Source organism: Burkholderia aenigmatica (assembly GCF_048627025.1).
Taxonomy (GTDB): Bacteria; Pseudomonadota; Gammaproteobacteria; order Burkholderiales; family Burkholderiaceae; genus Burkholderia; species Burkholderia aenigmatica.
Map to the genome: position 1 here is coordinate 419143 of NZ_CP184469.1, position 17104 is coordinate 436246.

23 protein-coding genes and 1 pseudogene are annotated in these 17104 nt (G+C 50.1%); all 24 read left to right on the forward strand.

Features of this window, described 5'->3' with window-relative positions:
* The first annotated feature begins 1 nt into the window (after position 1).
* Positions 2-628, forward strand: a complete 627-nt coding sequence (locus ACN8ZM_RS18870) for a pentapeptide repeat-containing protein (RefSeq protein WP_420212028.1) — start codon at positions 2-4, stop codon at positions 626-628.
* A 194-nt stretch (positions 629-822) separates the two neighbouring features.
* Complete coding sequence (locus ACN8ZM_RS18875) at positions 823-1059, forward strand: energy transducer TonB family protein (RefSeq protein ID WP_226214040.1); 237 nt, start codon at positions 823-825, stop codon at positions 1057-1059.
* A 176-nt stretch (positions 1060-1235) separates the two neighbouring features.
* Positions 1236-2642, forward strand: a complete 1407-nt coding sequence (locus ACN8ZM_RS18880; RefSeq protein ID WP_420212029.1) for an RHS repeat protein — start codon at positions 1236-1238, stop codon at positions 2640-2642.
* A gap of 11 nt (positions 2643-2653) precedes the next feature.
* A complete protein-coding gene (locus ACN8ZM_RS18885) occupies positions 2654-2863 on the forward strand; it encodes a hypothetical protein (protein WP_420212030.1) in 210 nt (69 codons plus the stop codon).
* 435 nt (positions 2864-3298) lie between these two features.
* Positions 3299-3646, forward strand: a pseudogene (locus ACN8ZM_RS18890) (RHS repeat-associated core domain-containing protein); the annotation flags it as partial.
* A 349-nt stretch (positions 3647-3995) separates the two neighbouring features.
* Entirely contained in the window at positions 3996-4511 is a 516-nt protein-coding gene (locus ACN8ZM_RS18895) for an immunity 26/phosphotriesterase HocA family protein (RefSeq protein ID WP_420212031.1), read from the forward strand.
* 251 nt (positions 4512-4762) lie between these two features.
* Complete coding sequence (locus ACN8ZM_RS18900) at positions 4763-5707, forward strand: RHS repeat-associated core domain-containing protein (RefSeq protein WP_420212032.1); 945 nt, start codon at positions 4763-4765, stop codon at positions 5705-5707.
* A 29-nt stretch (positions 5708-5736) separates the two neighbouring features.
* Positions 5737-6219, forward strand: coding sequence for a hypothetical protein (locus ACN8ZM_RS18905; protein WP_420212033.1), 483 nt, complete (start codon positions 5737-5739; stop codon positions 6217-6219).
* Between the two features lie 179 nt (positions 6220-6398).
* Positions 6399-6734 carry a hypothetical protein gene (locus ACN8ZM_RS18910; protein ID WP_420212034.1) on the forward strand — a complete coding sequence of 112 codons (336 nt, stop codon included), beginning with the start codon at positions 6399-6401 and terminating at the stop codon, positions 6732-6734.
* 24 nt (positions 6735-6758) lie between these two features.
* A complete protein-coding gene (locus ACN8ZM_RS18915) occupies positions 6759-7049 on the forward strand; it encodes a hypothetical protein (RefSeq protein WP_089452064.1) in 291 nt (96 codons plus the stop codon).
* An 85-nt stretch (positions 7050-7134) separates the two neighbouring features.
* A complete protein-coding gene (locus ACN8ZM_RS18920; protein WP_420212035.1) occupies positions 7135-7680 on the forward strand; it encodes an SMI1/KNR4 family protein in 546 nt (181 codons plus the stop codon).
* Positions 7681-7822: 142 nt separating this feature from the next.
* Positions 7823-8443: a hypothetical protein gene (locus tag ACN8ZM_RS18925; RefSeq protein ID WP_420212036.1), complete on the forward strand. Its 621-nt coding sequence runs from the start codon at positions 7823-7825 to the stop codon at positions 8441-8443.
* Positions 8444-8940: 497 nt separating this feature from the next.
* Positions 8941-9369, forward strand: coding sequence for an NTF2 fold immunity protein (locus ACN8ZM_RS18930; RefSeq protein WP_420212037.1), 429 nt, complete (start codon positions 8941-8943; stop codon positions 9367-9369).
* Between the two features lie 587 nt (positions 9370-9956).
* Entirely contained in the window at positions 9957-10418 is a 462-nt protein-coding gene (locus ACN8ZM_RS18935; protein ID WP_420212038.1) for a hypothetical protein, read from the forward strand.
* A gap of 302 nt (positions 10419-10720) precedes the next feature.
* The gene (locus ACN8ZM_RS18940; protein ID WP_420212039.1) at positions 10721-10930 is read left to right on the forward strand and encodes an RHS domain-containing protein; all 210 of its coding nucleotides are present in this window, start codon (positions 10721-10723) and stop codon (positions 10928-10930) included.
* A gap of 119 nt (positions 10931-11049) precedes the next feature.
* Positions 11050-11685, forward strand: a complete 636-nt coding sequence (locus tag ACN8ZM_RS18945) for a hypothetical protein (protein ID WP_420212040.1) — start codon at positions 11050-11052, stop codon at positions 11683-11685.
* 235 nt (positions 11686-11920) lie between these two features.
* Entirely contained in the window at positions 11921-12352 is a 432-nt protein-coding gene (locus ACN8ZM_RS18950; RefSeq protein WP_420212041.1) for a hypothetical protein, read from the forward strand.
* A gap of 188 nt (positions 12353-12540) precedes the next feature.
* Positions 12541-12807, forward strand: coding sequence for a MafI family immunity protein (locus tag ACN8ZM_RS18955; RefSeq protein WP_420212042.1), 267 nt, complete (start codon positions 12541-12543; stop codon positions 12805-12807).
* Positions 12808-12900: 93 nt separating this feature from the next.
* The gene (locus ACN8ZM_RS18960; RefSeq protein ID WP_420212043.1) at positions 12901-13524 is read left to right on the forward strand and encodes a hypothetical protein; all 624 of its coding nucleotides are present in this window, start codon (positions 12901-12903) and stop codon (positions 13522-13524) included.
* A 150-nt stretch (positions 13525-13674) separates the two neighbouring features.
* Complete coding sequence (locus ACN8ZM_RS18965; protein ID WP_420212044.1) at positions 13675-14268, forward strand: pentapeptide repeat-containing protein; 594 nt, start codon at positions 13675-13677, stop codon at positions 14266-14268.
* Between the two features lie 99 nt (positions 14269-14367).
* Positions 14368-14754: a hypothetical protein gene (locus tag ACN8ZM_RS18970; RefSeq protein ID WP_420212641.1), complete on the forward strand. Its 387-nt coding sequence runs from the start codon at positions 14368-14370 to the stop codon at positions 14752-14754.
* Between the two features lie 517 nt (positions 14755-15271).
* Entirely contained in the window at positions 15272-15694 is a 423-nt protein-coding gene (locus ACN8ZM_RS18975; RefSeq protein ID WP_420212045.1) for a hypothetical protein, read from the forward strand.
* 108 nt (positions 15695-15802) lie between these two features.
* The gene (locus ACN8ZM_RS18980; protein ID WP_420212046.1) at positions 15803-16321 is read left to right on the forward strand and encodes a hypothetical protein; all 519 of its coding nucleotides are present in this window, start codon (positions 15803-15805) and stop codon (positions 16319-16321) included.
* Positions 16322-16669: 348 nt separating this feature from the next.
* Positions 16670-16993 carry a hypothetical protein gene (locus ACN8ZM_RS18985; protein WP_420212047.1) on the forward strand — a complete coding sequence of 108 codons (324 nt, stop codon included), beginning with the start codon at positions 16670-16672 and terminating at the stop codon, positions 16991-16993.
* Positions 16994-17104: the final 111 nt, after the last annotated feature.

The window sequence follows — 17104 nt, forward strand, 5'->3', positions numbered from 1 at the left end:
AATGGACGAAAGATTTAAAGGGGTTGGGTGGGATTTTAAGACGTCTATTTCCAATGAGAAATTTGACGGGTTTGACTTTTCGGAGACCGATTTTAATCATCCGGTTTTCGATTGCGTTGAATTCAACGATTGCGTTTTCGTTCGTTCTATTCTGAATGACGCCAGGGCATATGGATGTGTATTCCGAAATTGCTCATTCTTGGGTGTTGATCTGAGAACCATAACATTGGGCGCTAGGGGTGGTATTTTTGAAAAATTTAAATTTGACAAATGTGATTTCCGTGGTGGGATGTTTTTCCGTCCGGAATTAATTGGGTGCTCGTTCTCAAACTGCAAGTGGAAGGGGGTGGATTTTAAAGCGAGCTACCTGGAGCGTTGTAAATTCTCGGGTAAGCTGCAGGACGTCGTTTTTCGGGGTAGATACACGGATGATTTGACGGAAGGGGCCAGATTTAATTCTATGACAGGAGTTGATTTTTCCAGTGCTATATTGGGCGAATACGTGGCATTTGATGACTGTGATTTGTCAAGTGCTATCCCGCCAAAAGGAACATCTTTTGAGGTGTTGTTAAAAAAATCGGAGCTTAGGTCGGGGAATTATTTAATCACTGTCGGCAGCTCGACCTGAATGTGTCCGTCCGATCGTTCGGCGCGTAGCGCAGTCCGGTTGTGCGTCGGGGTTGGGATCAGGATCACGGGCAACTCCTGCCGCTCCGACCAAGTACGAGGGCCTGTAGTTGGTTATAGCATCGACGCATAACGCCGGTACAAGTCCAACCACGTCAGCTAGCAAAGAGAACGCCCATGTCATTGATTGATCGCATGTTGTCTCGAGCCGTCCCGCGATCGAGCGACGCCAACCGAAATGTGCTTGTCCGTGTTTGGCTCGACGAAAACGGTCGCGTCCGCGATCTGAAAGTGCGGCGTAGCTGCGGTGATCCCGCGCGCGACGAGCGAGCGCTCCATGCGATAGCCGTCAAGCGATTTCCGCGAGGCCAACTCGGGTCCGGTGGTGGTACTTCGCAACGCTGGCACGACCTCACCTACGACGGGGATTGAATTGCCGACGTCGGTTACCACCGAGCGCCTCGCCTGTCGTGTGATGAGCTAATGATCGACGCCGAACGCGTGCCCCCTGGCAAACTGTGCAAGGTGTAGCGCAGCCTAGAAATCGTTGTTCGGTTCGAATTGCGCGGGGTGGGTGCAAGTTCCTCGAGTGGAATGGCCGTGCGCAGTTGATCTCGTATACGGATTGCTCCGGCAAGGTGACGCGGTTTGCGTATGACGCACGTGGTGCGCTCGCACGTGTGACCGATGCGGCCGGGCAGTCTACCGTGTACGAATCGGATGCGATGGGGCGGGTCACGGGGATCGGGACGGCGGATGGTGCTCGTCAGGCGTTCCGGTATGACGTGGCTGGGCGTCTCGTTGAGGTTGTTGATGCGAATCAGCGCAGCACGCGGTATGAGATCAATCCGCGTGGGCTGCTCTTGTCTCGTACGGATGCTGCTGATCGTGTGGTGCGATTCGGGTACGACGATGCGTTCCGGCTCGCGAGCTTGACCAACGAAAATCGTGAGTCGTATCGCTTCCAGAATGACCGTCGTGATCTGGTTGCTGAGCAGATCGGGCTTGATGGCCACAAGCGCACTTACGAGTACGACGTGTGCGGTCAAGGAACGATCGTACGCGATGGACTGATCGAGACGCGATACGAGCGCGATGCGATTGGGCGACTGACGGCGAAGCAAGCCACGCATGAGCGATGTGAGTACCTGTACGACAAGGCGAGCCGAATCGCGTCGGCCGAGTTGTACACGCTGGCGGCTCGTGGCCCGTCGCTGAAGAATCGGGTCAGCCTGAAGTACGGGGCGCGCGGAGAGGTGCTCGAGGAATACACGCCGACGGGCTGGCTTGCGCATACCTACGATGAACTGGGTAATCGCGTCAGCACCACGATCTCGGGCGAACGCACGATCGATTGGCTGCATTACGGTTCGGGGCACGTGCATCAGATCCGCGTTGACGGCGCTGCCGTTGCGGACATCGAGCGCGACGATCTGCATCGGGAAGTTCTGCGGACGCAAGGCAAGCTGACGAGTCACTTCGGGTATGACGCGGTTGGCCGTCGTGCTCGACACGTTGCGCAGCGAGGCCGGTCGGCGGATGAGTTGCTGGCGAAGCAATGGCAATACGACGCTGCGGGCGATGTGATCCAGAAGCGGGATCTGCGCTATGGGGCGACGAGCTACCGATATGACCCGACGGGGCGCATTGAACAGGCGGCCGGGCCGGGATTGCCGTCGGAAGTGTTTCGCTGGGACGCGGCAGCGAACCTGGTGTCGAGCGATCACCCCGGAGGCTTCGTTGAGCACAACCGGCTCAAGATGTTCGAGGACAAGCAGGAAGTCTCAATGGACCACGATCTGAGTAGTCAGTTCTCGAAATCGAACGTGTCGAGAATGACAAATGGATTGGCTCCGAAGGCATCGATTACTCAGGGAGTGGGTAAGAACACCTCGTATGTGCTTCATCATATAGAACCGATTCAGCATGATGGGGGTGTCTATGATATGGATAATTTGCGTATCGTAACGCCCCGATATCACGCTGAAGTGCTGGATCCTTCGTATCATTTTTGAGAGGTTAAGTGATGAATAGGGATGAACTAATTGTTCTGGTTGGAAGGATGAGGGAGTCAAATTACACCTCTGATGAGGAAGCTGAAAACGATGTCGAAATTCTGAATAAAAATGTATTGGATCCTTATGCGATGGATTACATTTTTCAAAAGGAGTACGAGGATATGTCGCTTGAGGAGGTTGTGGACAAAATTCTCTCATATAGGCCGATTCAATTGTGATTCGTGTAACTGAAGCTTGTAGGGGATATTCTTGGGAGTGGCGCGGGCAATCCGATGCGGAATGCCGTGAGGATGGTGGCAGATTCCGGGCTGCTACTCGTCCCCGTTTTGCGGCGAAGTAGAATGGTGTCGGACTGGATGGGCTTGATGCCGATTTTATTTTTTGTAAATAAAATCTCCCGGAATAAGTCGTTGTATGGCGATGTTATGAAAATAAATTTTTAAATTAGATTGATGGTGAGTTTGAGGTGAGCTGGATGCAGTTGATCGATGAAAAATCCATAAAAAATTAGACGTATGCTGTTCCGTTCTACTTGAGCGGAGAATGCGACTTGTATGCATGCGCGCTCAGCCTGCGGTCCCGGATCAATCCACTGAGGGCGAGTAGCGTCTCGTTTAGCAGATGGAAGTTTGGCGACGGATAAATCCTTGCTGCCGGAGGAACTGACCGACGCCGACGGCGAACGGGTCTGGCAGGCGCGCTACAAGTTGTGGGGCACCGCGGTGCAGGAAGAATGGATCGCGCGGACACCTCGGCGGGCGACACCGTCCTGGGGCGAAGTGCCAGTGGCCGCGCCAACACCGACCCATGCGCCGCGGTCACAGAATCTTCGTTTCTAGGGGCAGTACCTGGAACGCGAGACTGGGCAGCACTACAACACGTTCAGGTTCTATGATCCAGATATCGGTCGCTTCATCAACCCCGACCCGATCTCATTGCGTGGCGGGATCAACCTATATCAATATGCGCCAAACCCGATAAGCTGGGTTGATCCTTGGGGTTTGACGCCCTGCCTTGGTCTCCCGTCAACACGTAAGTCCAGTGGCACTGGATCTAGTTATGATCGAGTCAACGGACAGGGACTTTATGTTTTGCACGATGGACAGAACATCTTGTACGTCGGTAGAGGCGATGCACCTTCGCGACTGGGCATTCATGCCAATACGCCAGGGAAGTCCCAGTTGATGCGGTTGACTATTTTTGATAATAATTTGACGAAGTCTGAAGAGAAATTTTTGGAGCGGAAGATTATGGACTTGAATGGTGGCGCGCAACCCATCAATCCGCTAACGATTCTTCTTAATCAGATTCGTTCGTATAGTCCCAAAAATCCTAATGCGAATGCCTACGATGTCGCTGGACATAGTGCTGGATGGGGGGACAACAAATATTGAACCACACACTTTCTGTTTTGCAGGGCCACGGGCTATGAACGTTGTATATAAAGAGGGAGATGTTTTTGTTATTGCATTGAGCGATGGGAGGTTTGCCGTCTGTCAGATAGTTTTTTCCTCTCAAGGGAAATTTAAAAAGGTATTTGCTTTTTGTGTTTTGTCAATCCAAGAGGGGCGAGATTTTGATCTCGATAGGGCCGATGATTTCCCTCCGATGGCTTTCCTGAAATTCAAGAGGGAGGTTCGTATTATATTTGCCGGTATTCAGCTGATTGCAAAAGGCGAGTGGCCAATTATCGGGCATTCTGATTTATATGGTGATAAATTGGAGATGAAGATTTTTAATTATTCGGGTGGATTATTCAATGGGGATGAGGAGATCGGGCGCATTCCTGTTTCCGATTACTCGAAATACACAACGATGGAAGTGTGTGGGTTCGATCTTGTCCAAAAGATACTGATGGAGAGGTAACTCTCTATCAATATGTATTCAGTCACGATTTCGTTGATGGACTGGTCGCATTGAACAGGCGGCCATGCCGAGATTGCCGTCGGAAGTGTTTCGGTGGGATGCGGCGCCGAACCTGGTGTCGAGCGATCACCCCGGAGGCTTCGTTGAGCATAACCGGCTCAAGATGTTCGAGGACAAGCGCTTCGAGTATGACGTCTATGCGCGGCTGGTTCGCAAGTTGAGAGGGCACGGGCCGGCTAAAGAGCTGGCCCTTGAGTACGACGCGTTCGGCCAGCGGATTCGGAAGCTCAATGGGGGGATATGCGAGTACGGATTTTCTGTGGGACGGCATGCGGCTCTCGCAGGAAACACATCACGATCGTCAGGGTGAGGAAGCGCTGACGTACTTGTATGAGTCCAACAGCTATATGCCGCTGGCGCGGATCGATCAGGATAAGGCGACGGCTAACGACGCCAATGGGCGGGATGCGGTCTACTATTTTCACAACGATGTATCGGGGTTGTCGGAGGAGTTGACTAGCGCTGATGGCGAGTTGATCTGGCAGGCTCGCTACAAGGTTTGGGGCAACGCGGTGCAGGAGGAGTGGATCGCGCGGGAACCGCAGCAGCCAACACCGAAATGGGGTGATGTGCAAGCGATGGCGCCAGTGCCTGCTAATGTGCCGCGGGCGAAAAATCTGCGCTTCCAGGGGCAGTATCTGGACCGTGAGACTGGGTTGCACTACAACACGTTCCGGTTCTACGATCCTGACATCGGGCGCTTTATCAGTCCGGATCCAACCGGGTTGATGGGCGGAACTAACCTCTATCACTATGCGCGAAACCCGATCTCGTGGATTGATCCGTTCGGGCTGTCCCCATGCTCAACCAAGTCCACTCCAGAATCATTTGAGGGCTGGGTGGCGCGCAGTCGTGGCAAGGCCGATGTGTATCTGAGAAGTGCAGAGGGACAAGAACCTAATTGTGTCCGGATAGCAAAAGATCCGTCTACACGGTACGCGAAAAACCGTGGTTATGGCCTCGACTTGCTTACAGATGAGACGGGGCAGCTTCCGAGAAATCAGGCGAGATCAGTTGAGCAGGCAGTAATTGACGCAAAGCGCGGCGAATTTGCGAATATTGATAACAGTATTCATCCGAACCGCCCTTTGTATAACGCATGCTGTAGCATGGGGTTGAAATTGGTTGCAGGATAACGGATGGGGCATCTACTCGAATGAAGCAAGTGAAAATGAAGGAAGTGATTAATCTCCTGGAAGGTGGAAAGAAAGCAAAGCCGGAAAGAGGGGATTTATTTATCATGAATATGAAGGGAATTGGGTTCATCCCGGGTCTCGTCGTGAAGGATGATTTCAAATATGGCTCAGAGGAGCTCTGTATAATTTATCTGTACAACGAGATTTCGACTGAGAGGGATTCCAAATTTACATTGGATAAGAATAATTTGATTGTGCCGCCTGCCCTTGTTGCGACGATGGACTGGAGGGCGAAGGGAGGGTTTGAGAATATCGGGCGCCTGCGTGAATCGGATATGAATATTTTTCCGAATCACTGCTTTTATGATCGATTGAGGAGGCGCTATGTTGACAATAATGGTGAGGTATGTGAAAAATTCGAGCCGTGTGGAATTCGTGCGATTTCAAATATTGGCTCGAAGGCTATAGGTATCTATGAAAAATTAAATCCTGACATTGAGGTTGTTGAATAATTACGGATTCGACAAAGTAAAAATTGAAGCACTATCGGACGAGGTGACATGGTACTGCGGGAGTATGCGTCGGGGTTCCATGCAAGTCCTGCAGGGGGCGCGATGCAACCGCTGTCGTAGGCACCGGGGCCTCAGGACAACGTGAAGGCAAGGAGGCGGAGCCATGCCTTGGGGCATCCTTGGTTGAAGAGAAGAGTTCGCTTGGTATTTTAAATCGCGTAAATAAAGCAGATCGGTTGCTTATGAAGAAAGAGTATTTCTGCTCCCGAACGGAGTTTTTATGCGGCCTCGGGGAGATTTTTACGGAATTTGTTGATGGTGTCGCGACGCGCCAGATTAGTCGGCCTGACAATGGACCTGTCTGCGCGTCATCGTCCAGGCACGATTGGAACCCTGATATTGGTTTTTTGCTATTTGATGGGATGAAGGATGAGCTTGAAATCATGCCGCATGACGAAATCAAGGAGGAGGATTTCGAGCGTGCCTGGAATGCTGCTGTGGGCAACGTTTCTTAACTAAGTAGGAAATGTGAGGTACCTGTGAAAACCTCGCCCCCTAAGTCAGACAAGTTTTATCCGTATCTGAAGACCGGTGATGCGGCGGCCAACTTGGTGTCGAGCGATCACCGTGGTGGCTTCGTTGAGCACAACCGGCTCAAGATGTTCGAGGACAAGCGCTTCGAGTATGACGTTTATGGGCGGCTGGTTCGCAAGTTGAGCGGTCATGGGCCGGCCAAAGAACTGGTACTTGAGTACGACGACTGGAACCAGTTGAAGACCGTCGTGACGAAGGACCGGCTTGGCGTCGCGACGACTCATTTCACCACGTGAGTACGACCGAAATTCAGTTTATTCCATCCGATCTCCATGGAAATATCCGGCACACGGGATCGGCGGCAGACATGGGGAAGGCACGATGCTAGACAAACTTACACAACTCGGAGCAGCCCCGATCGATTTGCCGCTAAAAATGAAGACGCAACTGCTGGTCGACTTGGAGGCTGAAGTGGGTCCGTTTCCTGATGACTACAGGAATTTATTGCTCCATTTTGGGGGAGACATTGAGTTCACCTCGTTCATCAAATTTCGTACCGATGAGCCGTCGCCATGGGCCGCAGAAGATGGCACCGATGCTCTGGAGATCCTCTACGGGCTAGTGAGCAAGTACGGTTTGTCGATGTTCCAGATGTTTGAGACGTATAAGGGGCGTATAGCAGCGGGTTGGATTCCGATAGGAGAGGCGCCGGGCGGTAACCAAATATGTTTGAGGATCGATGCATCGGATGGTTCTCAATCGGTTGGGTTCTGGGATCATGAAAGTGAGGTCGGGCCGGGCTTGATGCCCAGTGGTGGCGGCCTAACGAAAATCGCCAGCTCCTTAGGGGATTTCGTTAGTCGCCTTACACGAGAGGATCCTCCAGAGAACACGCCTCGTGCTGTCAAGGTAGATCTCCAGTTTTGAAAGGATCGGGCCCGCGTCTTGCCCCCCAACATGGGTAGCCTGTTCACAAGTTGAGTGGCTGCGGGCCTGCGAGGAACTGGCTGTTGTGTACGATGATTAGAACCGGTGAAAGACAGGTCTGCCGAAGGTTGAGGTGTGCAAGATGAGTTTGAAATTAAAGAAATTTTTTGAAAAGAGATTGCAGGAAACTCTAAGCGAAAATATTGGCGAGAGTGGTGTAAAAGTATTGAGGGGTGAGGTTCTTATTGGTCAGGAAGAGGGGCGCAGTGGGCGTATTGGGTTCCGATTTCTGAAGAGCGCCAATGGCTATATTCTTTCTGCCTCCGCTGATTCTCGTGAGCTACAGGATTTTTATAAAAACAGCAATCCACCATACAAGCCGAAAATACCGACGGGTCTTGTTCTTGCGATGAATACATCCATGGAAACAGTAAAGTCGTTCTCGCCTAATGCCGGTGGCGCAGTTGATTTTCCACGGAATGAAATGGAGGTTGAGTCGACGTGTCGGTGGATATGCGAGAAGGTGGCGAATGTTTATTTGCCAAGGGTGATCGATGTGGTGGAGGTTAAGCCTGGCCTGATTCGTGATGTAATGGAGAACCCCGGCTACTATTCATATCCATTTTTGACCATCGTTTTTGCGGCGAAGAAGAATGATATTGCGATGGGTGAGCTTGATGTTGATTTTATTCTTGGAAGGAAAATATCTTCGAATAAATCGTTTGATGGAGATGTTATGAACAGGATTTTTGGATTGGATTGATGGCGATTTTGGGGCGGACTGGGTAAAATTGATCGATGAAAAATCCATAGAGATTTTTAAATATCCTGCCCCGATTTCTTCGGGCGGAGGATGCGACTTGTATGAATACGCACTCAACCTGCTGTCCTGGATCGACCCGTTGGGGGCGAGTAGCGTCTCGTTTGGCGGATGGAAGTTAGTCGGCGGATAAGCCCTTGCCTAATGGTGGCACACCGTCATGGAATCATGTTCAATCCGGGTATTGGAAGCATCGAACGACTTCGGAGAATTTCGGATAAGTGGTTCAGCGTCAATGAAACATGGGGCTGCCATATTGGATGGAGATGAAATCCGTATGCCTTGATGCGGTCGTAGTACAGCTCAAGGGTCGGCTCGGCGGACATAGGTACGCAATTCATCTACGGTAACGATGGTACACGACCGATGCCGATCTCCTATGATGTCCTATAGGGTGGGTAGGAGATCATGAGTGCAATACTAACGATTAAGAGCCAAAAATGATAGATGAAGAACTAAAGCTTGCTCGGAGTGCCTTGAAGGAATTTATGTCGGAAATGAATCAGTGGGAGACTCGGTTCTACCGGGCCAAGCAGAATGCGTTGCTCGAGCATCTGGACACTGAGGCCATTGACAAAGCGGGGCGTAGTAATTTAATCGAGATTATTAATAGGTGGGCGTTTCCGGATAAGGCGAACGGGGGGCGTTTAATTGACCTTGGTTGTACTTCGCCGCCGTCATACGATCCGGACAGTTACGTAGAGGATGGCGCTGAAATGGAAGGCGGAGTAGCAACTTTTACTATTTGCCAAACGATAGGGTTGAAAAATAAATTCCGATTCACGTTGAAGTGTCAAGACGGAGAGTGGAAAATCAAGAAGAAGGAGCTTCTCAATTTTAAGGATAAGTGGCAGCGATCAGTTTTATAGCTACACCTCACGTTGGTTACGACGTGGCTGGCCGTCGTGCTCGGGACGTTGCACAGCAGGCAGGGTGGTGGGCGAGTTGCTGGCGAAGTAGTGGCAATACGACGCTGCGGAAAATGTGATCCAGAAGCGGGATCTGCACGATGGCACGACGAGGTATCGGTATGACCCGATGGGGCGCATTGAACAGGCAGCCGGGCCAGGATTCCCGTCGGAAGTTAAAGATGCCGACGTTGCAGGCCGTCATGTCCATCGCCGATGAGTCGGTGTTCTCGGACGCATACCAGGCGTCAAGTTTGTTGACTCGTTCCTCTGGAGTTCGCGGATTCCTCCGGTTTATGACCGCATGTTGGAATGCCGTGGGTATTCGTTCTCAGATATCGTGATCATTGACGAAACGATCAGCACCATCGAGCGGAACGCGCGAGAGTTTGTTGGGCCTCATCCAGGAGGTGGTAGCTATTTAGGGGAACGTGGCCCCGGAATGATTCAGTTTCTACGATCGAGAAAAGCTGACTATGTTCCTGTTCCTCCACGTGATGGCAGATTAGCGGCATCTTTCGATCCGAGTTGGATCCCCCAGGATCTCATTGATTAGGGCCGCCGATGCTAACAAGGTTACGCAAATCTGGAATAATGCTTTCTCGAACCGGCCGGCCACGAGCATCGGTCAAATAGGTGCGGAAGAGTTGAGGGGGTGGGAAATGATTGATTGCATTCAAGGAAGAGACGGTCGAGTTTATGCGGTAATTGATTATTTTCCTGATTCCAATGTCGAGCATTGTTTTAATGGAAAAATCATTGAGTATAATTTTCCGGATGAGCTTGCGGCGCTTATTGACGAGTATGTGAGTTTGGTCGATGGTGTGGTACTTTCTTTGCTAGATGGCGTAGAGGAGAGAATTCATGAACATGGATTGATGTTGAAAGGCAAGGGGGCGTATATTTTTAATTTGGAAATATATAAAAAAACGGATGTTGTGTTTTTTGATAGATATCCGACTGGGAGGGGTTTCCTGGATGAACTCCATAACAATCCAAAATCAGGTTGATAGTTGGTGGTGTTATTTTTGATTCGTCTGCCTTTGGAGGGGCGTGAGGCCGACGTTTAGTCCGATAGCTGGAACAGTGAAGGATTCAGTTCTTGAGTACGGCGATTGGAGTCAGTTAAAGCCCGTCGTGACGAAGGATCGTCTTGGGATCGCGGCCACGCATTTCGAATCCGACGCGTTCGTTCGGTGGATTCGGAAGCTCAACGGAGGTTACGCGAGTACCGTCTTCCAGTGGGACAGTATGCGGCTCGTGCAGGAGACGTATCACGACCGTCAGGGTAAGGAAGCGCTGACGTACTTGTATGAATGAGCCCAACAGCTATGTGCCGCTGGCGCGGATCGATCAAGGCAAGGCGGCAGCTAATGATGCGGATGTACGGGATGCGGTCTACGATTTCGACGACGATGTATCGGGGTTGCCGGAGGAGCAGAATGACGCCGACGGCGCACTGGTGTGGCAAGCTCGATACAAGGTTTGGGGCACTGCGGTGCAGGAGGAGTGGATCGCGTGAGCAACTAACCAGTCGACACCGTATGGAAGCACGCACATGATGCGACTCCGCTACTTGCTCACGTGCCGCGGCCACAAAACATTCGCTTCCAAGGACAGTATCTGGACCGAGAGTGAACAATGCCAAAAGAGAGTCTAGTCAAACTGCTGAGTGAGTGCGGCGGCGCTTACCCACGATTTCTCCAAAAAGCCATAGAGAACACAAAATCACAGCGGTGGGGGACGGGTGTTGGTGCGCCGTGGTCTCTCGAACCCTATCGTATGGAAGTGTTGGGAATCAAACCCGGTCGTATGTTGAAAGGAGAGTCGAAACCCGGTCCTCGACGATATCGCTATTCGTATGACAATGAAGGACGTGTCATACATGTAGTCAAATATGGAAAATTGATCGGTCCCGCTGAAAACCGCGATTGGATGCGATCGGATGAGTTTTATGACTACTCTGATGGTGTCGCGACACGATACGTATATGACAATACCTTCCGTGAAAATCCAGATTCAGAAGTAACTCGCATTGTGCGACTTTCCGCTATTAATGATGGATTTAATGGAGCATTTCAGATTGAGGGGGATGATCTCGAATATACAGAGACGATTTACTCTCGAACCACCTCTGGAGTCATCAACAGAATTACCGTTCAATGGCCGGATGGCCCTTTTCCGGATCGTGTGCTTGAAGTAATTGGGGAAGGGGATGGCGTGACTATTTTCGAAATTCGTGAAAGAGGGAAAATTCGTGTCTATCCTGAAACCTGACTCTGCGAAAAATAATTACTTCCGCCATGAGACGGCGGTTCAGCGTACCGCTGGAGGAACCGCTGACTGGGTAGCTGCAATGAAAAGCTCACCTGGAATGCAAAGGTAAGACACTAGCTGCAACTCTGGATCCGGCTCGAACAGTTGATGCAAAGTACGGGGCCCAACTAAAAAGCGCCGTATGGGACAATATTGTTGATGGTGCTGCGAGCGTACTGGCTTCCGGTCGGACAGCATGCCGCTCGTGAAGGAGAAGTATCGCGATCGGAGTGGTGACGAGGCACTGACCTATCTGTACGTACTGGACAGCTATGCGCCATTGGCGCGGATTGACGAGAGCGCGCCGACCGCCAACGACGCTATAGCACGTGACACTGTCTATTTTTCCACAACGACGTTTCGGGGCCGCTGGCGGATGGGGGGCATGAAAAACAATACGCTTGATTTTTTGGTGGAATCAATTCAAGGCAGTGTGCAAATAAAGAGGCTGTTGATTGACCGGATGTCCAGGGAAGAAGATGGCGAGATCAGGTTGAATCTGGTTTATATTGAGTATGATTTTTTGTTGCGAAGAATAGCGATCGAATATTATGTAAGGGATGGTGAGTACCCCAATGTGGAGATGAGTTTTGGTGAATTCGAGGATTTTTTGGCAAATCTTGGATAATGGGCTGGCATCGGTAAATATATGGGCTGAAGACTGGGAGATAATCGCAACTTCGAACCGCTAGAATTGATCTTCAAGCGAGAGTGAGAAATTATGCTTGAGGCGAACGATGTCAGTCGGCCATCGGCAGGATAGTGAGAGCGCTCCCTGATGGTGAGCCTATTCCAATTTACCGGGGAGGGGGCCAGATGGAGGATCTGGAGAGATTGAGGTCGCTTGGTGAAAGATTTAGAAATCGTCTGTCGGACCAGGAAATTAACTTTTCTTTGGGGTATATTGATTTCAATGAGGCGTCTTTGGCACTGGATGTTTTGTGTAATTATTTGTGCGAACGCGGTGCTTCCATTTCAAAAGACGAGTATGGTGAGGTTTCTTTGTTGAATGACAACTTCGGGGCACCCTTAGGGAAGAAAATTCTCTTGTGCCTGAAGAGCTTGATTTGTGCCTGTCGGTGATTGTTCAAGATTGTAGATGTGATCCGAAATTTTTCGATAGATCCGAAGTGACACCGCTCATGAGGCTATCTTTAATGTTTGTTGATATTGAAAATGGCTAAATTTGAAAAAATCGGGTTTGAAGAGGTTCTTCTGGGTGTCTTGCGCAATCGACTCACGGGGAAATCAGGCGTTACAGTGCGGAAGAATTTGTCTATTTCAATCAAGGCGAAGTCCGGTAAGGCGGAACTCAGTCTTGTTTACGTGAAATGGGCGCATGGATACTATTTGGTGGGATTTGCTGATCATACTGAATTGGGGGAGTTTGTTGCGAACTGTGCAATCCCCTACAAACCGCAAAGCCTCTCAGGTCATCAATATTGTTTCTCGACGTTGTCCGAGGAAGGTAAAATTTTTGCGAACTCTTGCAATGGGCATTTCCAAATTCCATCTCGAGGTGAGTGGGTTGATGGCGCTTGTGATGAAATTGCAAATAAAATCATGGAAGATTATCTTCCGCGACTGGAAAGCCTGTTGAGACTCGATTTAAGTGTGGTCGAACTTGCTCGTTCTGAGCCACGAGATTTTTCCTACCCATTGGTAACGGCGCTGTATGTTGCGAAGGTGAATGGTTTGGGTGTGTCGGAATTTGACATGAAAAAATTTGTCAAGGCGAAAGCCTCCGGGGATATTGAATACGACAAAAATCTCATCGAAACCAACCTGAGACCGGAGTAGGTTGATTGTTGCAGTTGCACAATGCTCTCAGGTCAGTGCATGATCGACTGGGGCGCATTGCGGTTCGAGAAACTTATACCCGACCCGCGCGGATGATGCTGTGGTTGGTCGCTTTGAGCAAGATGATCAGCATTGTGAAATTTTGCGAACATGAGAGATGCAATTGAGAAACAACTCCGATGGGATGAAAAATTATCCCAATCAACAAACCAGGAGATAGCTCTCGCGGTGAAACAGCGCAATGACCTACCGTCATCACCGTTCCATAGAACGGAGGATGGACTCGCAGACTTTCGCGGTTTTCCGTTAAAGGTTCAGCTTTCGAGGATGACGATTTATGATGTCGATTTTTCTGATTCCATCTGTCTTTTGGCTGGGTCGTTGAATAATTGTAATGTCAGGCGGAGCAGATTTTCTGGTGCTAAATTTGATGGAAGGTTTGTCGGATTTTTTTTTGAAGATTGTGATTTTGAAAAGGTATCGTTGAAAAACGCCGCTTTAGGGTCGGCGTCTTTTTTAAATTGCAATTTTTCCGGTGCGAACATGATCGATGTGATGGCTCGAGGGGCTTCCTTTGCAAAGTGCTCATTTGATCGAGCGAATATGAAAAAGGCTGTCCTTCTTGCTTGTACATTCCATGACTGTACCTTCGACGGCGCGAAATTCCACAATGGATCTCTGGTTGGTTGTAAATTTTTCGGGAATCGTCCGACTGATGATCAATTGAGTAACACAATGATTTAAGTAAGATAACTGTCGTTGGATTCCGATTCGGATATCTTGAATTTATCAATCGGAAACCACTCAGACTGTTTGTCGGAGGACGACTCTCTTCACAACGACGTGTCGGGGCTTCCGTACGAACTGACCGACGCGGATGTCGAACTGAGCTGGCAGGCCCGGTACGAAGTATGGAGCAGCACGCTCCCGGAGGCTTGGATCGCGTGGGCGTTGCAGCCCGCCAACGCCGGAGTGGGTGACGTGCGAGCAGTGACTCCAGTGCCAACTAATGTGCAGCGGGCGCACAATCCGCGTTTCCCGGGGGAGCATCTGGACTGCGAGAAAGGGTTACAACAAGGTCAGGCTCTACGATCCGGACATCGGGCGCTTATCAATCCGGCCCCAATCTGGTTCACGGGCAAAACTAGTCCCTATCGATATATGCTCAACCCGATTTCATGGACTGACCCGTTCGGGTTGTCTCCGTGCTTAGCCAACTCCACGTCGTGATCGTTTGAGGATCGCACGGCGCGTAGCCGTGGCAAGGCGCGATGCGCATCTGAGATGCGCAAGGAGGAAAGAGCGAAATTATCTCGTGATAGCGAAAAACAAGTCCGTGAGGCAAACCGAAAGTCTTGGCTCTAACCTCGGCTCGTTTGCAGATGGGACAGCGTTTCCAATAAATCCTGCGAGAGCAGTTCATACTTGGTCGACCGAGAGACTGGGGCGGTGAGTGAAAAAGCGGAAACCCGGTTCTTTGCTGGGCCGGATGCCGCAGTGCAGTTCGGTGGCTCGAACGGAAACTATCTAACTAACAACGCACTCGTGTATTTTGTAGCTCAGTCATCCAAGTAACCCAGGTCGATGTGCGCGAGCCACGGCCGCGTCGACGCGAGCTGCTTCGGTAAATACGCCAGATTCCGGTGACTTGCTTTGCCCACGATAGCTGCGGCGACCTGGGCACAGCAAGATTCATCATCGACCTCAGACCAAATGCGACTGAGCGACTCACGATGAGGGAGGGCAAGTGTTGAATAATGTAATTGTTCCGGGGAAATCACTGGGAGGAATTCTTCTTGGTGAGGAAGTTAACGATGTTGTTGATAGACTGAGTGGCGCACATCTGATTGAGTATCTGGATAAAAATACTTTGAAGGTAGATGGTGGAGTAATTACCATCTACCACGACTCTGTGGGCGGGCGTATAGAAAATCTAGCGTGTAATGCGAAATTTCACGGGAGTTATCTGGGGAAATTGTGGCCCGGGATGACTGTCAGTGACGTGTTGAAAACGACAAAGAAGCAGATGGCATGGTGTGGATTCGTCCAGGTTGATGGCATACAGGGAGTGGGCCTTCCATTGCCAAGTCAATTTGATGATTTCGAAAAATTGATTGATTTTTTGGATCCGGAATTTATTTTCAGTGAGCTATGGGTGTATTCTTTCTGAAGTTAAGTGTGCTTTGTTGATGAGAAATGGGGCGCGCAGGGGTTCGTATATTTGACGACGGTTCGGGATAAGTGTGGAAGGTGGAAATCGGTGGGTTCCGGAGGAATTTTGACCGACTATCAAGACTTGCATGCCATTTTTGAGAAGATGAAGTTGGAATGGTCGGTTGAGCGAAAGGCCATCCACTTTGGTCGGGAATGCCCATTCTTGTTAAAGTGTTGCATCTTTGATGGCATTGCGGGCGACGTCGCGATCGAAGGTATTCCGGATTCTGCATATGAACTCATAGCGTTTTGGCGAATTTCTGGTCACGCAGATTTGTTCAAGGATGTTGGGTTTGGACAATGGGGGATCGAGGTATTGTCGCCTTGGGAGGCAGTTGAGGCGACTTTGAAGCAAAAGCGAATTCGTGGACGAGAGTTTCTGGATGGTGATGTTATTTTCGCTCGTTTTTATGGGGATTCTGAATTGTTGTTGATGGATTCGGAGGGGGCTGTTTACGTTAGTTTGCCTTTGGATGGTAGATGTAATTGGTCTCGGGTAGCAGATTCATTGAAGATTTTTTTGGAACGGCTGATGGATTATCAAGGTGCTAAATACTGGGATGGACCGAAAGGTGTCTTCTGAGAAAGAGTATTGTTCCAATATGGATCCTTCGTGTGAATCGAAAGAGATGTCTACGGAATTTATCGGCAGCGTCGCGAGTCGCTAGATTTGCCCCCTCATAACGCACTGGTCTACGCATCCTCATCCGATGTGCCGCGTGCGCGCATTGACCAGGGTAAGGCAGCAGCTAACGACGCCAATGTGCTGGGCGCAGTTTATTATTTCCACGACGACGTATAGATATTGTTGAGGAAGTTGAATAGCACTGTGGGTGAATTCATTTGACAGGATCGCTACGAAAGTTTAGGGTAATTCGGTGCAATCTTTTGGAAGTGATCGTGGTTTGGGATGATCCATATGAGGGAGGGTATGCAATCTTACAATTCTCTGGTTGAGCTGGTTGAAAATATCCCATTCCTACCAGGAAAGGACTGGATCTACGCCAACTTGGATTCATGGAAAAATGATCCAGAGGGTTCGAGATTCTTCCACATCCCGTGGGAATACATTCAGAGTCTGGATGATGAGGATATGGAGATGCCGAAGACGGTTGAGTCGTATGATTTAAGGTGTTGGATGCTGGTAAATCAACTGGGCTATATTTTAAAGAATAAGATCGGCGGTGGAGGGGGCGTAAAGTGGTTTGTTGATGAGGTAAATTACTATCGTGAAAATGATCGGTTTAGATCTTAGTTTTTGAGAATTGATTCGTTTTTTGAATTTTATCCGAGTCGGAAAGCTGGATAGCCCCGTGCCGCTCGTCTGTATGACCAGGGCGCGCTGGTGGCGTGATGTCGACGTGCA